The sequence below is a fragment of the Rhizobium mesoamericanum STM3625 genome (genome assembly GCF_000312665.1).
GTDB classification, from domain to species: domain Bacteria; phylum Pseudomonadota; class Alphaproteobacteria; order Rhizobiales; family Rhizobiaceae; genus Rhizobium; species Rhizobium mesoamericanum.
This window is the reverse complement of sequence record NZ_HF536772.1, coordinates 745,489-765,012: the sequence shown is the minus strand read 5'-3', so window position 1 is coordinate 765,012 and position 19,524 is coordinate 745,489. Positions and strand designations below refer to the sequence as shown.

Annotated in this window: 17 protein-coding genes; 2 read left to right on the top strand and 15 right to left on the bottom strand. The window is 59.0% G+C overall.

Features of this window, described 5'->3' with window-relative positions; all coding sequences use genetic code 11:
* Positions 1 to 46: 46 nt before the first annotated feature.
* The 3 genes from BN77_RS03750 to BN77_RS03740 form a co-directional block, all read right to left on the bottom strand.
* The gene (locus BN77_RS03750) at positions 47 to 1,072 is read right to left on the bottom strand and encodes an ABC transporter permease (RefSeq protein ID WP_007528617.1); all 1,026 of its coding nucleotides are present in this window, start codon (positions 1,070 to 1,072) and stop codon (positions 47 to 49) included.
* 33 nt (positions 1,073 to 1,105) lie between these two features.
* Positions 1,106 to 2,647, bottom strand: a complete 1,542-nt coding sequence (locus tag BN77_RS03745) for a sugar ABC transporter ATP-binding protein (RefSeq protein WP_007528615.1) — start codon at positions 2,645 to 2,647, stop codon at positions 1,106 to 1,108.
* A gap of 70 nt (positions 2,648 to 2,717) precedes the next feature.
* Positions 2,718 to 3,647, bottom strand: a complete 930-nt coding sequence (locus BN77_RS03740; protein WP_007528612.1) for a sugar ABC transporter substrate-binding protein — start codon at positions 3,645 to 3,647, stop codon at positions 2,718 to 2,720.
* 324 nt (positions 3,648 to 3,971) lie between these two features.
* Here BN77_RS03740 and BN77_RS03735 point away from each other — a divergent pair, with 324 nt between their 5' ends.
* Entirely contained in the window at positions 3,972 to 4,481 is a 510-nt protein-coding gene (locus BN77_RS03735; RefSeq protein ID WP_007528611.1) for a DUF1993 domain-containing protein, read from the top strand.
* On the opposite strand, the gene BN77_RS03730 is transcribed toward BN77_RS03735, so the two are convergent.
* Together BN77_RS03730 and galE are read right to left on the bottom strand one after the other, a co-directional pair.
* Positions 4,460 to 6,007: an alkaline phosphatase family protein gene (locus BN77_RS03730; protein WP_007528609.1), complete on the bottom strand. Its 1,548-nt coding sequence runs from the start codon at positions 6,005 to 6,007 to the stop codon at positions 4,460 to 4,462. The genes BN77_RS03735 and BN77_RS03730 overlap by 22 nt on opposite strands.
* A gap of 9 nt (positions 6,008 to 6,016) precedes the next feature.
* On the bottom strand, positions 6,017 to 7,000 hold the full coding sequence (gene galE, locus BN77_RS03725) for a UDP-glucose 4-epimerase GalE (RefSeq protein ID WP_007528607.1): 984 nt from the start codon (positions 6,998 to 7,000) through the stop codon (positions 6,017 to 6,019).
* Positions 7,001 to 7,347: 347 nt separating this feature from the next.
* On the opposite strand from galE, the gene BN77_RS03720 reads away from it, so the two are divergent.
* Positions 7,348 to 8,130, top strand: coding sequence for a class I SAM-dependent methyltransferase (locus BN77_RS03720; RefSeq protein WP_007528602.1), 783 nt, complete (start codon positions 7,348 to 7,350; stop codon positions 8,128 to 8,130).
* A 1-nt stretch (position 8,131) separates the two neighbouring features.
* Here BN77_RS03720 and BN77_RS03715 read toward each other — a convergent pair whose 3' ends face one another.
* The 10 genes from BN77_RS03715 to BN77_RS03670 all read right to left on the bottom strand — a co-directional run bounded on the left by BN77_RS03715 (position 8,132) and on the right by BN77_RS03670 (position 19,400).
* Entirely contained in the window at positions 8,132 to 8,836 is a 705-nt protein-coding gene (locus BN77_RS03715) for a response regulator transcription factor (protein ID WP_007528600.1), read from the bottom strand.
* Positions 8,833 to 11,541 (bottom strand): sensor histidine kinase, encoded by a 2,709-nt coding sequence (locus tag BN77_RS03710; protein ID WP_007528598.1) that lies wholly within the window; start codon positions 11,539 to 11,541, stop codon positions 8,833 to 8,835. The genes BN77_RS03715 and BN77_RS03710 overlap by 4 nt, the downstream gene beginning before the upstream one ends.
* Before the next feature lie 62 nt (positions 11,542 to 11,603).
* Positions 11,604 to 12,173: a potassium-transporting ATPase subunit KdpC gene (kdpC, locus tag BN77_RS03705; RefSeq protein ID WP_007528596.1), complete on the bottom strand. Its 570-nt coding sequence runs from the start codon at positions 12,171 to 12,173 to the stop codon at positions 11,604 to 11,606.
* A gap of 12 nt (positions 12,174 to 12,185) precedes the next feature.
* A complete protein-coding gene (gene kdpB, locus BN77_RS03700; protein WP_007528594.1) occupies positions 12,186 to 14,273 on the bottom strand; it encodes a potassium-transporting ATPase subunit KdpB in 2,088 nt (695 codons plus the stop codon).
* Positions 14,274 to 14,478: 205 nt separating this feature from the next.
* Positions 14,479 to 16,182 carry a potassium-transporting ATPase subunit KdpA gene (gene kdpA, locus BN77_RS03695; RefSeq protein ID WP_007528591.1) on the bottom strand — a complete coding sequence of 568 codons (1,704 nt, stop codon included), beginning with the start codon at positions 16,180 to 16,182 and terminating at the stop codon, positions 14,479 to 14,481.
* A 62-nt stretch (positions 16,183 to 16,244) separates the two neighbouring features.
* The gene (locus tag BN77_RS03690) at positions 16,245 to 16,334 is read right to left on the bottom strand and encodes a K(+)-transporting ATPase subunit F (protein WP_016556800.1); all 90 of its coding nucleotides are present in this window, start codon (positions 16,332 to 16,334) and stop codon (positions 16,245 to 16,247) included.
* A 438-nt stretch (positions 16,335 to 16,772) separates the two neighbouring features.
* Entirely contained in the window at positions 16,773 to 17,426 is a 654-nt protein-coding gene (locus tag BN77_RS03685) for a CDP-alcohol phosphatidyltransferase family protein (RefSeq protein ID WP_007528588.1), read from the bottom strand.
* Positions 17,423 to 17,815, bottom strand: coding sequence for a hypothetical protein (locus BN77_RS03680; protein ID WP_007528586.1), 393 nt, complete (start codon positions 17,813 to 17,815; stop codon positions 17,423 to 17,425). The genes BN77_RS03685 and BN77_RS03680 overlap by 4 nt, the downstream gene beginning before the upstream one ends.
* Entirely contained in the window at positions 17,812 to 18,759 is a 948-nt protein-coding gene (locus BN77_RS03675; RefSeq protein WP_007528584.1) for a phosphatidate cytidylyltransferase, read from the bottom strand. Before BN77_RS03675 ends, BN77_RS03680 begins: the two co-directional genes overlap by 4 nt.
* Positions 18,756 to 19,400 carry a lysophospholipid acyltransferase family protein gene (locus BN77_RS03670; protein ID WP_040677547.1) on the bottom strand — a complete coding sequence of 215 codons (645 nt, stop codon included), beginning with the start codon at positions 19,398 to 19,400 and terminating at the stop codon, positions 18,756 to 18,758. Before BN77_RS03670 ends, BN77_RS03675 begins: the two co-directional genes overlap by 4 nt.
* Positions 19,401 to 19,524 lie beyond the last annotated feature (124 nt).

The following is a 19,524-nucleotide window of genomic DNA, read 5'->3' as shown; positions in this document are numbered from 1 at the left end:
GGAAACGAAAAACGGGAGCCGAAACTCCCGTTTGAGAAGGCTTTTGTCAGTGCTTGGCGCGTTTCTTCTGTCGATAAACGTCGATGACGACAGCGGCCACGATGATCACGCCCTTGACGATCTCCTGGTAATAGGCGTCGACCCTGAGGAAGGTGAAACCCGAGGTCATGACGCCGAGGATGATCGTGCCGATAACCGTGCCAGTGATACGACCGACGCCACCCGTCAGGGACGTGCCGCCAATAACGGTCGCGGCAATCGCGTCGAGTTCGTACATGACGCCCATGCCGGCCTGCGCCGTCTGGGCGCGGGCCGCAGTCACGACGCCGGCAAGACCGGCCAGCAGACCGGCAATTGCATAAACCTTGATCAGGTGAGCCTCGATATTGATACCGGAAACGCGGGCAGCCTGAACATTGGCGCCGATCGCGTAAGTGAACTTGCCGTAGCGCGTGTATCGGAGCGCGATGTGGAAAATCAGCGCGACGACGAGGAAGACGACCACGGGCCAGATGCCGGTTCCGATGAAGTTGAACTGGTCGGTCAGGCCGGAGACCGGCTGACCCTTTGTGTACCACTTCGAAATACCGCGTGCGGAGACCATCATACCGAGGGTGGCGATGAAGGGCGGGATCTTCGTCTTGGCGATCAATTGGCCGTTGATATAGCCGGCAGCAAGGCCAATGAGCAGGCCGACACCGATCGGGATGAAGAATGGCAGATCCGTCAGGGAAGGATAGAGTGCCCGAGGCCAGGTCGATGCCTGCGCAAAGCTTGCCGCGATCATCGCCGTCATGCCGACGACTGAGCCGGATGACAGGTCGATACCGCCGGTGATGATGACCTGAGTCACGCCCACCGCGATGATGCCGATGACAGAGACCTGAAGGATCATGATCGTCAGGCGCTGCGAATTGAACAGGAAGCTCTGGCCGATAAAGATCCAGCCGAGGACTTCATAAATAAGCGCAATGCCGATCAGAACGAGGAAAATGCTGAGCTCCGGCGGAACGCGTCGTCTGCGCGGACGCGTTGCGAGTGGGGCTGCCGCCTCAGCTGCGTTTGTATTCATGATATCCTCCCTTCGGTTCTTCAAGCTAGCGCGTCATTGCGCGGCAAGCTCCATCACCTTGATCTGCGTTGCTTCGTCGCGATTGAGAAAACCGGTGACGCGTCCCTCATGCATCACCATGATGCGGTCGCTCATACCGAGCACTTCCGGCATTTCCGACGAGATCATTATGACTGCTACTCCGCTTCTCGCCATCTCTGTCACCAGGCGATGGATTTCAGCCTTGGCGCCGACATCGATGCCGCGTGTCGGCTCGTCGAGAATAAGAATTTTTGGATTGGTAAGCAGCCAGCGACCAATCAAGACCTTCTGCTGGTTGCCGCCGGAAAGGTTTTCCACGCGCTCGTCGAGATTGGGTGTCTTGATCCGGAGTTTCTTTGCCATGTCTTCGCAGGTCGCCTCGATCGAGCTTTCCTGCACGAAGCCACCCTTAACGAACTTGTCCTGGAGAACGGCGATCTGCATGTTCTCGATAACGCTCAGGATCAGGAGACAGCCCGTATCCTTGCGGTCCTCGGTCAGGAATGCCATTCGGTTCTGTATCGCGATGGTCGGCGACACGATATCCGTCTTCTTTCCGAAGAGTTCGATAGTTCCCGACGTCGCCGGTGTCACGCCGAACAAGGTTTCCGCTACATTCGATCGACCGGATCCCACAAGTCCCGCAACGCCGAGGATCTCGCCCGATCGGACATCGAAGGAAACATCATGGAAAATGTTGCTCAGGGAGAGGTTCTTGACTGAAAGGACGACGTCGCCGATTGGAACCTCCTCCTTCGGGAACATCTGGGTGATCTCGCGGCCGACCATCATGCGGATAATGTCGTCGCGGGTGACATCGGTTGAGGCATGCGTGCCGATATAGCGCCCGTCACGGAACACCGAGAACTCGTCGGCAATCTCGAACAGCTCGTTCATCTTGTGCGTGATGTAGACGATGCCGATGCCTTGGGCCCTAAGGTCGCGAATGATCCGGAAGAGATGCTCGACCTCGCGCTCGGTCAATGCGGACGTCGGTTCATCCATGATCAGGACGTCTGAATTGTAGGAGACCGCCTTGGCAATCTCGACCATCTGCCGGTTGGCAACCGAAAGTTCCCGAACCTGGATCTCGGGGTCAATGTCGATATTCAGCCGTTGAAACAGTTCGTCCGTCTGCCGGTACATCGCAGCGTGATCGACGAAGCCGAACTTGTTCTTCGGCTCGCGACGGATCCAGATGTTCTCGGCGACGGTCATGTAGGGCATCAGGTTCAGCTCCTGATGGATCATCGCGATTCCATTTTCCAGTGCATCGAGGGGTGATTTGAGCTGAATCTCGACACCCTTGAGGCGCACTTCGCCCTTGTCCGGGATGTAAATGCCAGCGAGGATTTTCATCAATGTTGATTTGCCTGCGCCGTTTTCGCCCATCAAAGCGTGTACGCTACCGCGCTTCAGTCGGAACTGAACGTCATCAAGTGCGACGACGCCGGGGAATTCCTTGCGTATGCCTTCGGCGCTCAGCAGATATTCCGCATTCGGAACAGCGCCGCTCTGACGCACAGCGGCCATGGTCGACGGGCTGATAACCATCTCATCTCCTCCCGACACGGATTGAAGCGACAGATGCGGAAACCGTATCCCGCATCCGTTTTTCTCGACGTTAGTTCTTCGCGACGAAGTCCTTGAAGTTGTCAGGCGTGACCAGCTGGAAAGGAATATAAACCTTCTTCTCGACCTTTTCGCCCTTCGCGAGCTTCAGAGCCGCGTCGAGCGCTCCCTTGCCTTGGCCGGCTGCATCCTGGAAGACTGTCACATCGAGATCGCCAGCCTGCATTGCGGCAAGAGCGTCCTGGGTCGCGTCAACGCCGCCGATCACGATTTTGCTGAGATCCTTGCCTGCTGCCTTGAGGGCCTGGATGGCACCGATCGCCATTTCGTCGTTATTGGAAATAACTGCGTCGAACTCGATGCCGCTGGAGAGCCAGTTGGTCATCAAATCCGAACCTTCTGTGCGCGACCAGTTTGCCGTCTGCTCCTCAACGATCTGGAGTCCCTTGCAGTTGTCGGTTGCGACAACATCATGGACATCCTTAGTGCGCATACGTGCGGCCTGGTTGGAGAGTTCGCCCATCAGGATGACGGCCTTGCCCTTGCCGCCGAGAAGACGGCAGACTTCCTTGGTTTCAAGCGTGCCGGATTCCTGCTCGTTGGAAGCGACGAAAGCCTGCTTGTCCGGAAGGCTGTCAACGTTGACCGGCTCGCGGTTGACATAAACCAGCGGAATGCCGGCTTCGGCCGCGATTTTCGACATGGCCGCCGTGGCATCGGTGTCGACTGGGTTGACGATGATTGCATCGACCTTGGATGCTATAAAGTTCTGGATCTGGCTTTGCTGCTTGGCAACGTCGTTCTGCGCATCTTCGACCTGCAGCGTCACGCCGTTCAGAGTCTTCGAGTAGCTCTGCATCCCGTTACGCAGAACAGTTAGGAAGTTGTCGTCGAATTTCGACATCGATACGCCGACGGTTTCAGCATGAGCGGCCGTCGACAGGACGAGCGCCATGGCAGTACCCATGATAAATTTCTTCATTGTTCTTTCCTCCACAAAGCGGTGTCCGGCTGCACCCTCCTCACGCCGGAGCTTCGGGCAGTGCCCAAAGCCAGTATTTTGCTCGTTGTGGGCCATCTCCCGTTGGCCATCCGTCAAAAACGGAATAAACGAACCGTAAAATTTCTATCACGGAATATTTATTCCATTTTATGCCGAAGGCGTCAAGCCCATTTCATTGATGAAGTCCGGTCGTGTTGCGAAAGTATCGTAGGGATCCGCCGAGCGAGGCTGAAAAGAGCAATGCCGCGAACTATATAATCGCGCCAACAACAGCAATTTCGCTGCTTCTCATGGAGAAAGCCGATGCCTATTTCGATGTATCGCTCAACAGTCCCTGTCTTCCAACGTGGCCTTGGAACCCTGAAAACCTATCTCGATAAGGCCGAGGCCTTCGCGATCGAAAAAGGCATCGACAGTGCGGAACTGGTTGCCGCGCGGCTGTCTTCGGACATGCTGCCGTTTTCAGGGCAGTATCAGCGTGCGACCGATACCGCCAAATTGGCGATTGCGCGGCTGACCGCCAGCGAAGCGCCGAAATTCGAAGACAATGAAATGACGATCGCCGAATTGCGCGCGCGGGTTGCGAAAACGGAAGCTTATCTCGCTACCATCGCGCCGGCCGTGCTCGAGGGAACGGAAACGCAGGAAGTCATCCTTTCGCCAGGGGGCAACAAGATCGCGTTCCGCGGCGACGAGTACGTCATGAACTTCGCGCTTCCGAACTTCTTCTTTCACCTCGTGACGGCACACGCGATCCTGCGCAACCGGGGCGTTCCGGTCGGCAAGATGGACTATCTTGGGCGCCTCGCTTGAATGGAGCTCAAGGCCGGCGCTTTAACCGGCCCCTTCTGCGTAAGTTCGGTAAAGGCCAGCGTTTGATCCAGATGGCGGGCCCGTATCGAAAGAAGCTTCTCGGCATAGGAAAGCCGGACGGCGAGATAGGTCTTATCTGAGGCGAGGTCGTTCAATTCCATCGGATCGGCCCGCAGATCAAACAAGAGCGGTGGCAGTGCGGCGAAATGCACATACTTGAAGCGCTCATCCCTGATGACGGCAAGATTGCATTCGTTTGAGAGCAATCCGAAATGAGTTTCCGGCTCTTGTGTAACAATGTCGCGGAAGTCGAATTCCCAGAAAGCTGCTTCGCGCCAACCTCCCGGCTCGCATTCCATGAGCGGCAGCAGGGATTGTCCGTCCAGGCTATTCTCGGGTTGAATATTTAGGCGGTCGCAGAGTGTCGGGAAGATGTCTGCGGCCGACGTAAACCGCTCGACCACCCTGCCCCGGGTGACGGCTCGCGGGTCGCGGATGACAAGCGGGATATGATAACTGCCATCGAAGAAACCGCCCTTGCCGAGCATCCAGTGATCGCCTGCCATCTCGGCGTGATCGGACGTTAAGATAATCAGCGTGTTATCCCACGCCCGCGCTTCCCTCAGTGCGCGCCAAATCCGCCCAAGTTGGGCGTCCACCTCCGTGATCATGCCATAATAGATGGCACGGATCGCGGCGAAGTCGCTTGCTTGCCACTCGCTTACGCAGCCGGTCGCCCCGTGGATGAAGCCGCCCTTTCCTACCCGCGGCATGGCATAGGAGAGATAGGGGTGCGATCGCTGCTCCGCCTCTTGGTTTGCCGCCCGGGCGAATTGCGGACCGTCCTGCGGACTGAACAGATCGTTGTATGGAGACGGTGCCGAAAACGGCGGATGCGGACGCAGGAACGAAATATGCGCGAACCAAGGCGCATCCTGCTCTCCCAGCCAGCGAATGAACTCGCCCGCGAGAAACGCCGTTTGCGTTTCGTCCTTCGAATAGGCTGTTGGAGCGTTCGAGATCTCGCCGCGTCGCGCGCCGACCGGGACATGAATGTCGCGACTATCCGCATACGGGTGTCCACGTTCGCGCAACCAGGACAGCCATTGCTTTTCATGCTCAGGAAGCAGTTGCCGGGCCGTAAAGCCGGGTAGCAAACCTTCATAAGTCGTCAGGTTCGGGTCGTTAGCACCCATGCCGCGCGGGTCGGGCGCGGTATCAGTGTAGCCGAACAGCGTTGGATCATAACCCGCCCGCCGGGCCGCCAGCGCCAGGTTGTCAAATCGCGCATCGAGGGGTGAGCCGTTGCGGCAAACCCGGTGGTTCATCTGATAAAGGCCGGTATAGAGCGTGGCGCGCGCCGGCGAGCATGGCGCGGCGCCGGCGTAGTGGCGGGCAAACAAGAAGCCTTCCGTCGCCAGCGCATCCACATTGGGCGTCCTGACATAGGCATGTCCGGTCGCCGACAAGCAATCACCGCGCCATTGGTCCGCGGTAATCAATAGAATGTTCGGTCGACCGGTCATGAATGTATGTCAGTGCTGGTTTGATTTTGCGTGCCAGTTCCACGCCGATCGGATGATCTGAGACAAATCATACTGCGGCGTCCAGCCTAGAACCTCCCGCGCCTTGTCATTGTTGGCAACCAGCGTGTGCGAGTCGCCTTCGCGGCGGCCGACATATTCTACGGGAAACGGTCGCTCCGACACGCGCTCGATGGCGCCGAGCAACTCCTTCACCGTGGTTCCAGTGCCGGTGCCGAGATTGAGCGCAACAGATTCCCCGCCTCGCAGCAGATACTCCACGGCGCGGACGTGCGCATCGGCGAGATCTAGCACATGGATGTAGTCGCGGACACAGGTGCCGTCTCTTGTCTCGTAGTCGGTGCCGAATACTTTGAAGCCTTCACGACGGCCAAGGGCGGCATCAATCGCGAGCGGTATGGCGTGCGTTTCAGGCTGATGCCACTCGCCGATCCGGCCCTCGAAGTCGGCGCCGGCCGCATTGAAGTAGCGAAGTACGACCGATCGAAAGCCGGTATACTTGTCGTAGTCGGCAAGCGCCTGCTCCACGATGTATTTTGTACGACCATAGGGATTGATCGGCACCTGGCGATGCGTCTCATCGAGCGGGACGCTTTGTGGTAAGCCGTAGGTCGCGCAGGTGGACGAGAAGACGAATGCCTTGACGCCCGCCGCCTGAGCGGCAGCCAAAAGTGTCAGCGTGCCAATGACGTTGTTCTCGTAGAAGGCAACCGGATCCTTGACCGATTCACCGACCTCGATGAGGGCGGCAAAGTGCAGGATGGCAGCTGGCTTGTGCTTGGCCAGAACCTCGTCAAGGCGAACTCGGTCCCGGATATCCCCTTCCTCAGCGGCCCCCCACCTCACGAATTCGCGATGGCCGTTGGAGAAATTGTCGAAAACGACCGGTTGGAACCCCTTGTTTGCAAGATCGAGACACGTATGGGAGCCGATATAACCAGCGCCGCCCACGACCAGAATCGTTTCACCTGCCATGCACCACCTTCAATTCTCGTTTCGGATGTAGAAGACTTAGAGCAGGTCGATGGCGAGGAAAAGAACGAAACGAAGGTGGCGCGGATGTCACGCGTTTTTTGTCTATCACGGCATTAGCAAATTGATGCGCCGAAGATTTTCCATGTAGCTGACTGTCTACCGGTACCAGACATACGCAACGCTCGAAATAACATTGCGATCTCTATTCAACAGTGACGTCAACAACCAGTCGTACTTCTGAATCATGCGGGCGCGTCATTTTAAATAGAATTGACTTTTGTTCTTGTTCTCTGCGAAGAATTGTTCCCTTCGCAAGTAGCCGCCGTGAAATTAGAGGCCGACGCCTAATGGATTCGTCGATCAGAAAGTTCATATTCCATGATCTTCAGGCGATCGAAGGATACATTGATCCGCCGGACGCTCTGGTATTTCTTGCGGTTTTGCTATCCCAAGAATCAGCATCTTTGCAAGGTAGCCTAGCCGAGATCGGCGTTTACTATGGACGTTCCTACTTTCTGTTGCGGAAGATCTGCGGAGACGCGGCCAAGATCGTAGCTATCGATCCATTTGATATCGTGAATCCGGACCGCGGCACGACGCAGTACGAACGTTTCGTGGCGGGCGGCCGTCGACTTGGCCTTTCCGTGGACGCCGAATGCGTCATCAAAAGCGACAGCACGCTGCTCCAGCCAGAGAACATTACCGAAAGAGCCGGGGCCGTCCGATTCTTCAGTATCGACGGGGGCCACATGCTTCACCACGTCGCGTCCGATAGTCGTCTTGCTGCCGCGTCGCTTGCCGAGCATGGAATCATCGTTTTCGACGATACGTTCAATCCGGCTTGGCCCGAGGTAACTGCCGGCGTGACCGACTTCCTGCGCGAAGAGGCTGGTCGCTTTTCCGTTTTCTGCCTAACAAAATACAAGACTTATGTTTGTCGGCAGCCGTTCCACGAGTTCTACGCGCGTGCGATCAGGACTTCGACTGACCTCAAGGCATTCGAGCATATCGAAACCGCCTTTCTCGGTTCGACCGCCATCCGATTGCATAATCCGATACGCCGGCGCATCGCTCACGAAGTGATGGTCGGGCTCGGTCTGCGCGCACTATCGGAGCGCGTCTATCGATAACCTACCCTGTTGGGGGATCCGCTTCTTTCAGTCTGTACCCGACACCGGTCTCGGTGGTGATATATTGCGGCTGGTCCGGGCTCTGTTCGATCTTCTGGCGTAACTGTCGAACATAGACCCGCAAATATTGCACGTCGGCGGCCGGTCCCCAGATCTGCTTCAGGAGGAACTGGTGGGTCAGAACCTTGCCGGCATGCTGGGCAAGAACCCTCAGAATGTCATATTCCTTCGGCGAGAGCTTGATTTCCCTGCCTTCGATCTTGACGATGCGTTTGACCAGATCAATTGACAGGCCGCCAGCCTGAAAGATCGCCCGCTCCCCCTGCTGCTGCAAGCGATGGCGTAAGGCGACCCGCAGCCGAGCGCCGAGTTCGTTCATTCCGAACGGCTTCGTTAGATAGTCGTCAGCCCCCGCTTCGAGAGCATTGACGATACCAGTTTCATCTGTACGGCTGGACAGGATCACAATGGGCAAGGTTAGGCCCGCGTCTCTCCATTCCTGCAACAGTTCGTGCCCCGATTTGTCCGGCAGGCCAAGGTCGAGCACGATCAGATCAGGCGGTTCGTCCTTCGCCGACTGCAGAGCAGCAGCGCCGTTCGGCGCCTCGTGCACTTCATAACCTTGTGCGGTGAGGCCAACGCGAAGCAGTTTTCGGATCGGAGGCTCGTCATCGACGACGAGAATTTTTACGGCTGAACCGGTCATTTGAGCTCATCCAATTTCGGAATTTCCTTTGGTCGTGGAAGACGGATGGTGAAGACGGCACCGGAATGATTAGAGCGATTTCCGGCTGTGATCGTGCCACCCATCGCCTCGACAAAACCTCGGCAGATCGGCAGGCCGAGGCCCGTGCCAGCGCGAACCTGATCGCCTTTGCGCACGCGGTAGAAGGTATCGAAAACGCGGTCTAGGTCTGCCGGGGGAATGCCAGGGCCTTCGTCCGAAACCTGGATCATCACGTTGTATTCATCCGCCCGCCCTTCAATCCGGATCGACGATCCTTGCGGCGCATACTTGGCAGCATTGTCAAGCAGATTGAAAAGCACCTGCTCAAAAAGTACGGGATCGACACGGACCATCGGCAGGTCCGGAGGGATTGTCGTGATGGTCTGATGGTGCGCGAGAATTTTCTCGGCGCGGCGCAGCGCGCTTCCAACAATGTCGCCGGGATAGTGCAAGGCATAGTTAGGCTCCATTGCCCCGGATTCGATTTTCGTCATGTCGAGCAGGTTGGCGATAAAGCGGTTCAGTCGTTCCGACTCGTCGATAACGGTAGACAGAAGATCCATTCGATCTTCCTGCGGCATGGAATCGAGATAGTCACGCAGCGTGCCGGCAGCGCCAAGGACGGCCGCGAGTGGAGTCTTCAGGTCATGCGAGATCGAGGTCAGAAGGGCAGAGCGCAAGCGGTCGGCTTCCGCCGCAAGCCTTGCACGATCGACATCTGCCACAAGTTGAATGCGCTCGATTGCAAGCGCTGCCTGGTCCGCCAACGCGTCGAGAAGGCGTTGCTGCTCAGGCGTCAATAGGGGGCCATCGCGTCGGTCATTGTCGAGGCCGATCACGCCAACAGCTGCCCGTCCGGTTCGCAGCGGTACATAAAGGCGTTTGGCGCCAGGCAGTGTATCAGCGCCGCGGCCGGCGGCGTGATTGTGCTCCCATGCCCACCGGGCAGCGGCAATATCCGCCTCGTCGAGGGTGTCGTCCGGCGGATAGCCGGCCTTGACGCAGATGGTGCCTTCCTCTGGCAGTAGAAGCACGACGCGGACCTTGAGCATCGACGCCAGCTGAAAGGCGGTGGCCCAGAGAACGTCATCGAGCGTGCCCGTTCCGGCCAATTTTTTGGAGAACAGGTAGAGGTCTTCGGTCGTTCTGGCACGCTGCCGGGCAGCGGCCGCCTGGCGTTGGACCGTTGCTGTGAGATTGCTGGCAATGACGGCAACGCCCAGGAAAAAGAACAATGCAAGTACGCTCTCCGGATCGCTGATCGTCAGCGTGTAGCGAGGCGGCAGGAAGAAGAAGTTGAAGGCGAGGGCGCTGAGAATGCAGGTGTAGAGCGCTGGACGAAGCCCGTGGATTACCGCTGACGTGAGAACGGCCATGAGGAACACAAGGGCAAGGTTTCGGACATCCAGCACCTGATCAAGTACGACACCAGCGACGAGCGCGATTGCTACATAGGCCGTGGCGGAGAGATACGCCTGGATATTGAACGCCGGCGAGGAGGGGGCAGTTTTCATGCTGCTCGCGGATGCCCCGTCTTTCTCGTTGCCGGAAATCACGTGGACGCTGATGCTGCCCGATGTTCGGATCAGATCGTCGACGATGGAGCGGTGGAACCAATCACGCCATGTCGGCTTGCTGGGCGCTCCGATGACGATATGCGTGATATTGTTGGCCGCGGCGTGCCGGACCAGCTCTTCCGAGACTTCGCGACCTGGAATGGTGATTGCCTCGCCGCCAAGCTGTTCAGCCAGTCGGAGCGTTGCTGCAATCGTGTCGCGGTCAGGTTCCGTCAGGCTGATCGAACGATTGGTTTCGACGTAGACGGCTGCCCACGGTGCTCGCAGTCGCGAGGCCATTCGAGACGCGTAGCGCACGAGCGAAGCTGATCGTGGATGCTGATCGACAGATACAAGGACCCTTTCACCGGCAGCCCAGGGGCCAGCGATGGCATGTGCCTGCATGTGGTTCAGCAACTGGTCATCGACTCGCTGCGCGGTCTTGCGCAATGCAAGTTCACGCAGCGCGGTCAGGTTGCCCGGGGTGAAATAATTGGTCAGGGCGCGTTCAGCGGTTCTGGGGACATAGACCTTCCCGTCGTGCAGCCGTTTGATCAGATCGTCCGGCGTCAGATCGATGATCTCGACGTCATCCGCCATGTCGATGATCGAGTCGGGGACCGTCTCGCGGACGCGGACGCGAGTGATTTGAGAGACGACGTCGTTCAGGCTCTCAACGTGCTGGATGTTCAGCGTCGAATAGACGTCGATGCCGCGGTCAAGCAATTCCTTCACGTCGAGGTAGCGCTTGGGGTGCCGGCTTCCTTCGGCGTTCGTATGGGCAAGTTCGTCGACAAGGACAAGCCCGGGCCGGCGTGCAAGGATGGCATCGATATCCATTTCCTCGAGAGGGCGGCCCTTGTAGTCGATCTTGACGCGGGGAATGACTTCGAAACCCTCGACCAGGGCCTGTGTTTCCTTGCGGCCATGGGTCTCGACGATTCCGATCACCACGTCGACACCATCGGACAGCTTGGCGCGGCCCGACTCCAACATCTCGTAGGTCTTGCCTACGCCGGGCGCGGCGCCGAGGAATATCTTCAGCCGGCCACGGGTCTCCTGTCGCGCCTTCTCAAGCAGTGCATCGGGCGAGGGCCTGCCAACCTTGTCGCGGTTGTCTTCCGGCATGCTTTTCATCTTTCCCTGACGAGGAAGCCCCGGCCACGCGCAAGCGGCCGGGGCTTTCCACCCTACTCAGACATAGAAGCATCAAGAGACTGGTTCAATGCCAGAACATTGACCGTGCGCTCACCGAGAAACCCGAGCTCGCGGTGAACGACGGCGGCATCGACAATCGCCTTCAGCTTGGTTTCGTCCACGCCGCGGGCCTTGGCAACACGGGGTACCTGGAAGTAGGCCGCCTCAGGAGAGATGTGCGGATCGAGGCCGCTGCCGGAGGCCGTCACGAGATCGATCGGCACCTGGGTATTCGGATTAGCGGCCTTGGCGGCGTTATAGTCGGCCTTCACGCGATCGAGCAGTTTCTGGCTCGTGGGACCAAGGTTGGAGCCGGAGGACGAGGCAGCGTTGTATCCGTCGCCTGCCGCCGAAGGGCGGCCATGGAAGTACTTGTCGCTGGTGAATGCCTGGCCGATCAGCGTCGAGCCGATCACTTTGCCCTCCTTCCGGATGAGGCTGCCGTTCGCTTGCGCCGGGAAGAGAGCTTGCGCGGCGCCCGTCATTGCGAGCGGGTAAAGCAGACCGGTGATGGCGGTGGTGGCAACGATCATGACGATTGCCGGACGAAGTTCTTTCAACATTATGTCAACTCCTTAGGCGAGACCGATGGCGGTGATGGCCATGTCGATCGCCTTGATGCCAATGAACGGGACAATGATGCCGCCGATGCCATAGATGAGCAGGTTACGGGAGAGCAGCGCGCCGGCGCCGATCGCACGGTATTTCACGCCCTTCAGCGACAGCGGTATCAGCGCCACGATGATCAGTGCGTTGAAGATGATGGCCGATAGGATGGCGCTCTGCGGGGTGGCTAGTCCCATGACGTTCAGGACGCCGAGTTGCGGATAAAACGCCAGGAACATCGCGGGGATAATGGCGAAGTACTTGGCGATGTCGTTGGCGATCGAAAAGGTGGTCAGCGCGCCACGGGTCATTAGCAGCTGTTTGCCGATCTCGACGATCTCGATGAGCTTCGTCGGATCGCTGTCGAGGTCGACCATGTTGCCGGCTTCGCGGGCAGCGACCGTGCCCGTGTTCATGGCGACGCCGACATCGGCCTGGGCGAGGGCGGGTGCGTCGTTTGTGCCGTCGCCGCACATGGCAACGAGCTTGCCCTTGGCCTGTTCCTCACGGATCAGTGAAAGCTTGTTCTCCGGCGTCGCCTGGGCGAGGAAATCGTCGACGCCGGCCTCGGCCGCGATGGCGGCCGCCGTCATCGGGTTGTCGCCCGTTATCATGACGGTACGAATGCCCATCCGGCGCAGCTCGGCGAAGCGCTCGCGAATGCCGCCCTTGACGATATCCTTGAGCTGGATGACGCCGAGAAGCTTGCCATCTCGGGCAACCGCCAGCGGCGTGCCGCCAGCCTTGGCGATTTCATCGGCGATCGCCTGCAGTTCCCGCATGCTCTCGGAGTTGGTGCGGATGGCGACGGTGGTATTGCCGGAAGCCGGTGCCGATGCAGCCCCGGCGTAAGTGAGCACGGCGTCGACGGCGCCCTTGCGGATCGACGAGCCTTCGACGTCGACACCGCTCATGCGGGTCTGGGCGGTAAACGGCACGAATGTGGCGTGCAGGCTTCCCATGTCGCGGCCGCGGATCGCATACTTCTCCTTGGCGAGCACGACAACAGAGCGGCCTTCCGGCGTTTCGTCGGCGAGCGACGCCAGCTGTGCTGCGTCCGCGAGTTCCTGTTCGGTGACGCCACGGACCGGGCGAAAGGCGGTTGCCTGGCGGTTGCCGAGCGTGATCGTGCCGGTCTTGTCGAGGAGCAGGGTGTCGACGTCACCGGCTGCTTCGACGGCGCGGCCCGACATGGCAAGTACGTTGAAGCGAACGAGACGGTCCATGCCGGCGATGCCGATTGCCGAGAGCAGTGCGCCGATGGTTGTCGGGATCAGCGTTACGAAGAGCGCGACGAGGATGATGATCGGGATCGAGCCGCCGGCATAGCTCGCAAAGCTCGGGATCGTCGCGGTGGCCAGTACGAAGATCAGCGTCATGCCGGCAAGCAGGATGTTGAGAGCGATTTCGTTCGGGGTTTTCTGCCGCTCGGCACCTTCGACGAGCGAGATCATTCGGTCGAGGAAGGTGTGTCCCGCGGCAGCGCTGATGCGGACGCGAATCCAATCGGATAGGACCTGCGTGCCGCCGGTCACGGCCGACCGGTCGCCGCCGGACTCGCGGATGACAGGGGCGGATTCGCCGGTGATTGCAGCCTCGTTGACCGAGGCGACACCCTCGACGACTTCTCCGTCCGATGGAATGATATCGCCGGCCTCGACGAGGACGAGATCGCCGACTTTCAGGCTGGTGCCCGGAACGAGGTGATAGCCGCTGCCGTTGTTGGCCGTCAGCAGCTTTGCCTGGGTCTCGGTGCGGGCCTTGCGCAGCGAGTCCGCCTGTGCCTTGCCGCGCCCTTCGGCGACGGCTTCGGCGAAGTTTGCGAACAGCACGGTGAACCAGAGCCAGAGGTTGATCTGGAAGGAGAAGCCGAGATTTCCACCGCCGGTGACAAGGTCGCGGACGAACAGGATCGTGGTTAGCGCTGAAACCGTCGCCACGACGAACATGACCGGGTTCCTGGCAAGGGTGCGCGGGTTCAGCTTGTTGAAGGCAGCGCCCACGGCCGGAATGAGAATGCGAGAATCCATGATGCTCGCTGATTTTGCCTGGCTCATAAGAGACTCCAGCTTAAAAAGAGTAAGGCGACCGTTGTGCGATCAGCCGTGTAGGATCCGAAATACCGCGATGTCACGAGGAGACCGGCGAGCATCAACAGGATGATGTCGGAGGCGCGGGTCATCCGCTGGCTGTCACGTCCCGGAAAACCGGGACGTGCATTGAAGGATTTGCGAAGCCTGTACCGAAGGATCATGCTTCACCTCAGAAGGTCTGGCCGGCGATCATGACCAGATGCTCGACGACCGGACCAAGCGCGAGCGCCGGGAAAAAGGTCAGGCCGCCGACGATCAGGATCGTGCCTGCCAAGAGGCCAACGAAGAGCGGACCATCCGTCGGGAAAGTGCCGGCGGAAGCCGGAACGGTCTTCTTGGCGACGAGCGATCCTGCGATTGCGAGCGCCGGGACGATCACGAGGAAGCGACCCATCAGCATGCCCATGCCGAGCGTGATGTTGTACCAGGGCGTGTTCCCGGTCAGGCCACCGAAGGCAGAGCCGTTGTTCGCGGCAGCCGAGGTATAGGCATACAGGATCTCGGAGAAGCCGTGGGGGCCGGCCGTGCCGATCGAGGCGACAGCGGATGGCAGGACGCTCGATATCGCCGTGAAGACGAGCATCGCGAGCGGCAGGCAGAGGATGGCAAGCACTGCCATCTTCATCTCCTTGGCTTCGATTTTCTTGCCAAGATATTCCGGCGTGCGACCGACCATCAGCCCCGCCACGAAGACAGCAACGATGACGAAAAGCAGGATGCCGTAGAAGCCTGCACCGACGCCGCCGACGATGACTTCGCCAAGCTGCATGTTGACGAGCGGAATGAGGCCGCCGAGCGCCGTGAAGCTGCCATGCATAGCGTTGACCGCGCCGCAGGAAGCCGCGGTTGTGATCACGGCAAAGAGCGAGGACATAGCGACGCCGAAGCGAACTTCCTTGCCCTCCATGTTACTCCCGTTGAGGCCGAAGGCGTGCATCAGCGGATTGCCGGCCGCTTCGGCCCAATAGGTGACGCCGACGCCGACGACGAAGAGAAGACCCATGGTCGCGAGGATGGCCCATCCCTGACGCTGGTTGCCGACCATGCGACCGAAGACATTGGTGAGGGCGGCGCCGATTGCGAAGATGGAAACCATCTGGATCATATTCGAGATGTTGTCAGGATTCTCGAACGGATGCGCGGAGTTGGCGTTGAAGAAGCCGCCGCCATTGGTGCCGAGCATCTTGATGGCAAGTTGCGAGGCGACGGGGCCGAGGGCAATCGTCTGCTTGGCGCCCTCAAGGGTGGTCGCGTCGACATAGGGCCCCAAGGTCTGCGGAACGCCAAGATAGACATAGACCAGCGTCAGCACGATGCAGAGCGGCAGCAGGACGTAGAGGATCGCGCGGATCATATCGACCCAGAAGTTGCCGATCGCTTTGCCCGAGGTGCGCGCAAAGGCACGAATGAGACCGACTGCAATGGCAATACCGGTTGCTGCCGATACGAAATTCTGAACGGTGAGCCCTGCCATCTGCGTCAGGTAGGACATAGTGCTTTCGCCGCCGTAGTTCTGCCAGTCTGTGTTTGTTACGAAGCTGACGGCGGTGTTGAAGGAAAGCTCGGCTGGAACAGCGGACATGCCGGCCGGGTTAAACGGCAAAGCCGCCTGGAGACGCATTAGGGCATACAGAACGAGTACGCCAAGGAAATTGAACAGCAACATCGAGAACGCGTACGAAGTCCAGTGCTGTTCCTCGCGTTCGCCGGTGCCGGCAATGGCATAAAGTCCCCGTTCGATCGGAACAAGGACCGGTGAGAGAAGCGTCCGTTCGCCGCTGAAGACGCGCGTCATGTAACCGCCGAGCGGTTTGACGAGCGCGATGATGATCCCGCAATAGAGCAAGATCTGAAGCCATCCGTTAAGGGTCATGGGAAGTAACTTTCAATACCCGATTGGTTTCGCCTGTCGCGCATTGGGAGAAGGTGCGACGGCTAGAAGCGCTCGGGGCGAATGAGAGCGTAGGTGAGATAAACCGTAAGAAACACGGTCACGGCACCGCTGAGAATATAATCGAGGGTCATGGCGCTTTTTCTCCGGTTAGAGCCGGTCGCAGGCTTTGGTGTAGGCAAAGCACAGGGCGAAAAATACGATTGCTGTGGCGAGTAGAACTATGTCCATCATCGATCGTGACTCCTGTTGTTCTTCTGGAGTCAGACAAGACAAAGGGTGCCACCCCATCGGATGGCACCTTTCATGCTTTCTGGCGTGGAGATGATCCTTGGATCTCTCGGCCATTAATATGCGGCTGAAGCGCATAAGCGTTCGAGATCGGCGGCAGAGCGCGGATATAAAAATCTTATAAACGGGAAAAAAGAAAAATGCCTCGCCGAAGCGAGGCTAGTCCTAGGCCGCTTCGGGGAAAAGAAGAAGCGGCGTCGTTGTTGTATTGCCCGGCGACCCGGCTGCAAAGCGCACTTTCCCGCTTTTCGGTACGCCTCGGAAGGTTTGAGCGACGTGCGTCAATTACGCCCGCGGTCAGCCTTCAGGTTCCGAACGACGTTTCTGCCTCGGCGCAGCGCCGTGACCGCAGCGCCGACGGCGATTAGCCAAAGCGCCGCGAGCAGAACCTGATTATGCCCGTCCCACAGCGGCTCGAGGATCGATAGAAGTGCTGCGGCCGTTATCGTCGCCATCCGATGCTGTTTAGCCATCGGGCCTGAGAAGTCGCTCGGCGTTCCCGTCGCTCGTCCGAGCTCGCGAACATAGCCTGTCAACACGGCAAAAGATGCCGCTGCCCAACCAAGCCCAGGAGATCCGATGCCATATCCCACGCCAGCGAGGATCAGTATATCGGCGATACGGTCGGGGAATTCGTTCCAGAACGGTCCATCGGCTGTGCCCTTGCCACCTTCGACGGCGACCATGCCGTCGAAGAGATTGCACAGCAGCCGCAACTGGCAGAAGGCGGCCGCAAGGACTAGGAGGAGTGCTCTACTCAATCCGTTATCTCGTCCGGCGAGGAAAAACGTGCCGCTCGCCAGGGCTGCGGCGATCATGCTCGCTTGCGAGATCTGGTTCGGCGTAATCGACCGCGCCGCCAGCCATTGTGCCATGCGCTTTGCCCATTGTGCGTCTCTGCTTGCAAGCGGCCGCCGATCGCCCGTTTCCGTCATACCTCAATCCTCTGTTGATAGAGAAAGTAATTGTAGACCGCTCCGTAGCTCGTCGAGACAGCCAGCGGCACCGCTATGGTTTTCAGGATTTCTGGCGTGCCGCTCAGTGCGTGGATCGAGATCAGTGCGGCAGTGGAAGCCAGACATGCGATCAGCGGCGGCGCCCACAGACCCGCGCGCCCTTTGAATTGTCTCGAGAGCCGTTCAATGACCGTCTTGAGAAAAAAGGTGAGGCAAGCCGAGAGCCCGCCTTGCACAACGCCAGCCAGCGAGGCTTGCTGCAGCGGGTGGTTGCTGTTTGCGAAAAGCGCCCAGCCACCCATGGCGACAAACGCGAAGAGAACGTGCGTTACACTGCTTTGAGCCATGCGACGTATCAGCGCCGTCATGTGACCGACCACCAGTAGCGGACAATGTGGAAGAAGATTGGTGCGGAAAAGACTACGGAGTCGAGCCGATCGATCAATCCGCCATGTCCCTCGATCAGGTGGCCCCAATCCTTGACGCCGCGATCTCGCTTGATTGCCGACATGACGAGGCCGCCGAAAAAGCCCATCATTGCGATAACAAGGGCCAAGACGCCGGCCTGAAACGGCGTGAAAGGCGTGATCCACCACAGGGCGGAACCGATCAACGTTGCGCTCACCACGCCGCCAACGAAGCCTTCCACGGTCTTCGAAGGGGACAGGCTCGGCGCGATCTTGGTTCGACCGAACAGCTTGCCCCAGACATATTGGAGGACATCGCTGAGTTGTACGATGATCACCAGGAAGGCAATCAGGAGAACGTTACGACCTTCGTAGCCCGAGATCGTCAACGTCAGCAGCGCGGGAACATGCGAGGCACAGAAGACACAGATCATCAGCGCCCATTGCACTTCGGCAATGCGTATCAGGAAGCGCTCGGTATCGCCGCGCAATACCGAAATGATCGGCATCAGCAGGAACGCGTAGACGGGAATGAAGATCGAGAAGATGCCGTATTGTCGCTCCCACAGCAGCCAGTACTGCAGCGGCAGCACGACAAAGAAGGCGGCTGCCAGAGCCCAATGGTCGGCACGTTTGGTGTCGGTCAGGGTGATGAACTCGCGTAGCGCCGCGAAAGAGCAGAAGCCGAAGAGCAGCAGCACGCCAATGCGACCGGCAAGAAAGGCGAGGCCGATCAGGATGACCATGATCCACCATGCCTTGATGCGCGCATTCAGATTCTCGAGCGCGGCATTCGACTGACCGGCAGGCAGGCGCCGCTGCAGCAGGTAGCCGATGGTCGAGGAAACGACGAGGAGCGTGAAAATGCCAAGGACGAGCATCCATAGGTCGGCGTTTGCGTTCATTGGTCACCGCCCGGGTGCTTTGGTGACAGATCGAGCAGCGCTCTGCGCGCCCTGTTAAGGAAGACTTCCTTGTTCTCACCGGCTTCGATTTGCATGACGTCGCCAAAGGTCACCGTGCAGATGAGGGGGATTGGAACAATCTCGCCCTTCGGCATGACGCGGTTGAGATTGTTGATCCAGACCGGTACGAGCTGAACGTCCGGCCGGATCGAGGCGAGATGGAAAAGCCCGCTTTTGAACGGCAATAGCTGGGCATCCGTCTGGTTACGCGTGCCTTCGGGGAAGAGAATCAGTGACGCCCCGGAATCGATGACCTCGGCCATGACTTCAATTGGATCGCGGGTGCGTCGATCGCGATCCCGCTCGATAAGCACGGCGTCGAAGACATCGCGGCCGATAAAGCGGTTGATCGACGACTTTAGCCAATATTCCGCGCCGGCGACGGGGCGTGTACGGTGCCGTAAGCTCGGCGGCAGGACCGCCCAGACCAGAATGAAATCGCCATGGCTGGAATGATTGGCAAAATAAACGCACTGACCCTGGGGAATGCCCTCGTTCGGCCAGATGGCGCGCACGGCAGTAATTGCGCGCGCGAATACCACGATGGCCGCCGCGACAGGCTTCGCGATTACCCTTCTCACCAATCCTAGCCCCCTTGCTGCATCGACAAAGCAGCACAGAAACCTAGCTGCATTTTTGATGGTTCGGAAGTCCTGCTTGTGATGGAAGGCCACCCCTCCGAATTGCCGCTCCGACGCATCGCCG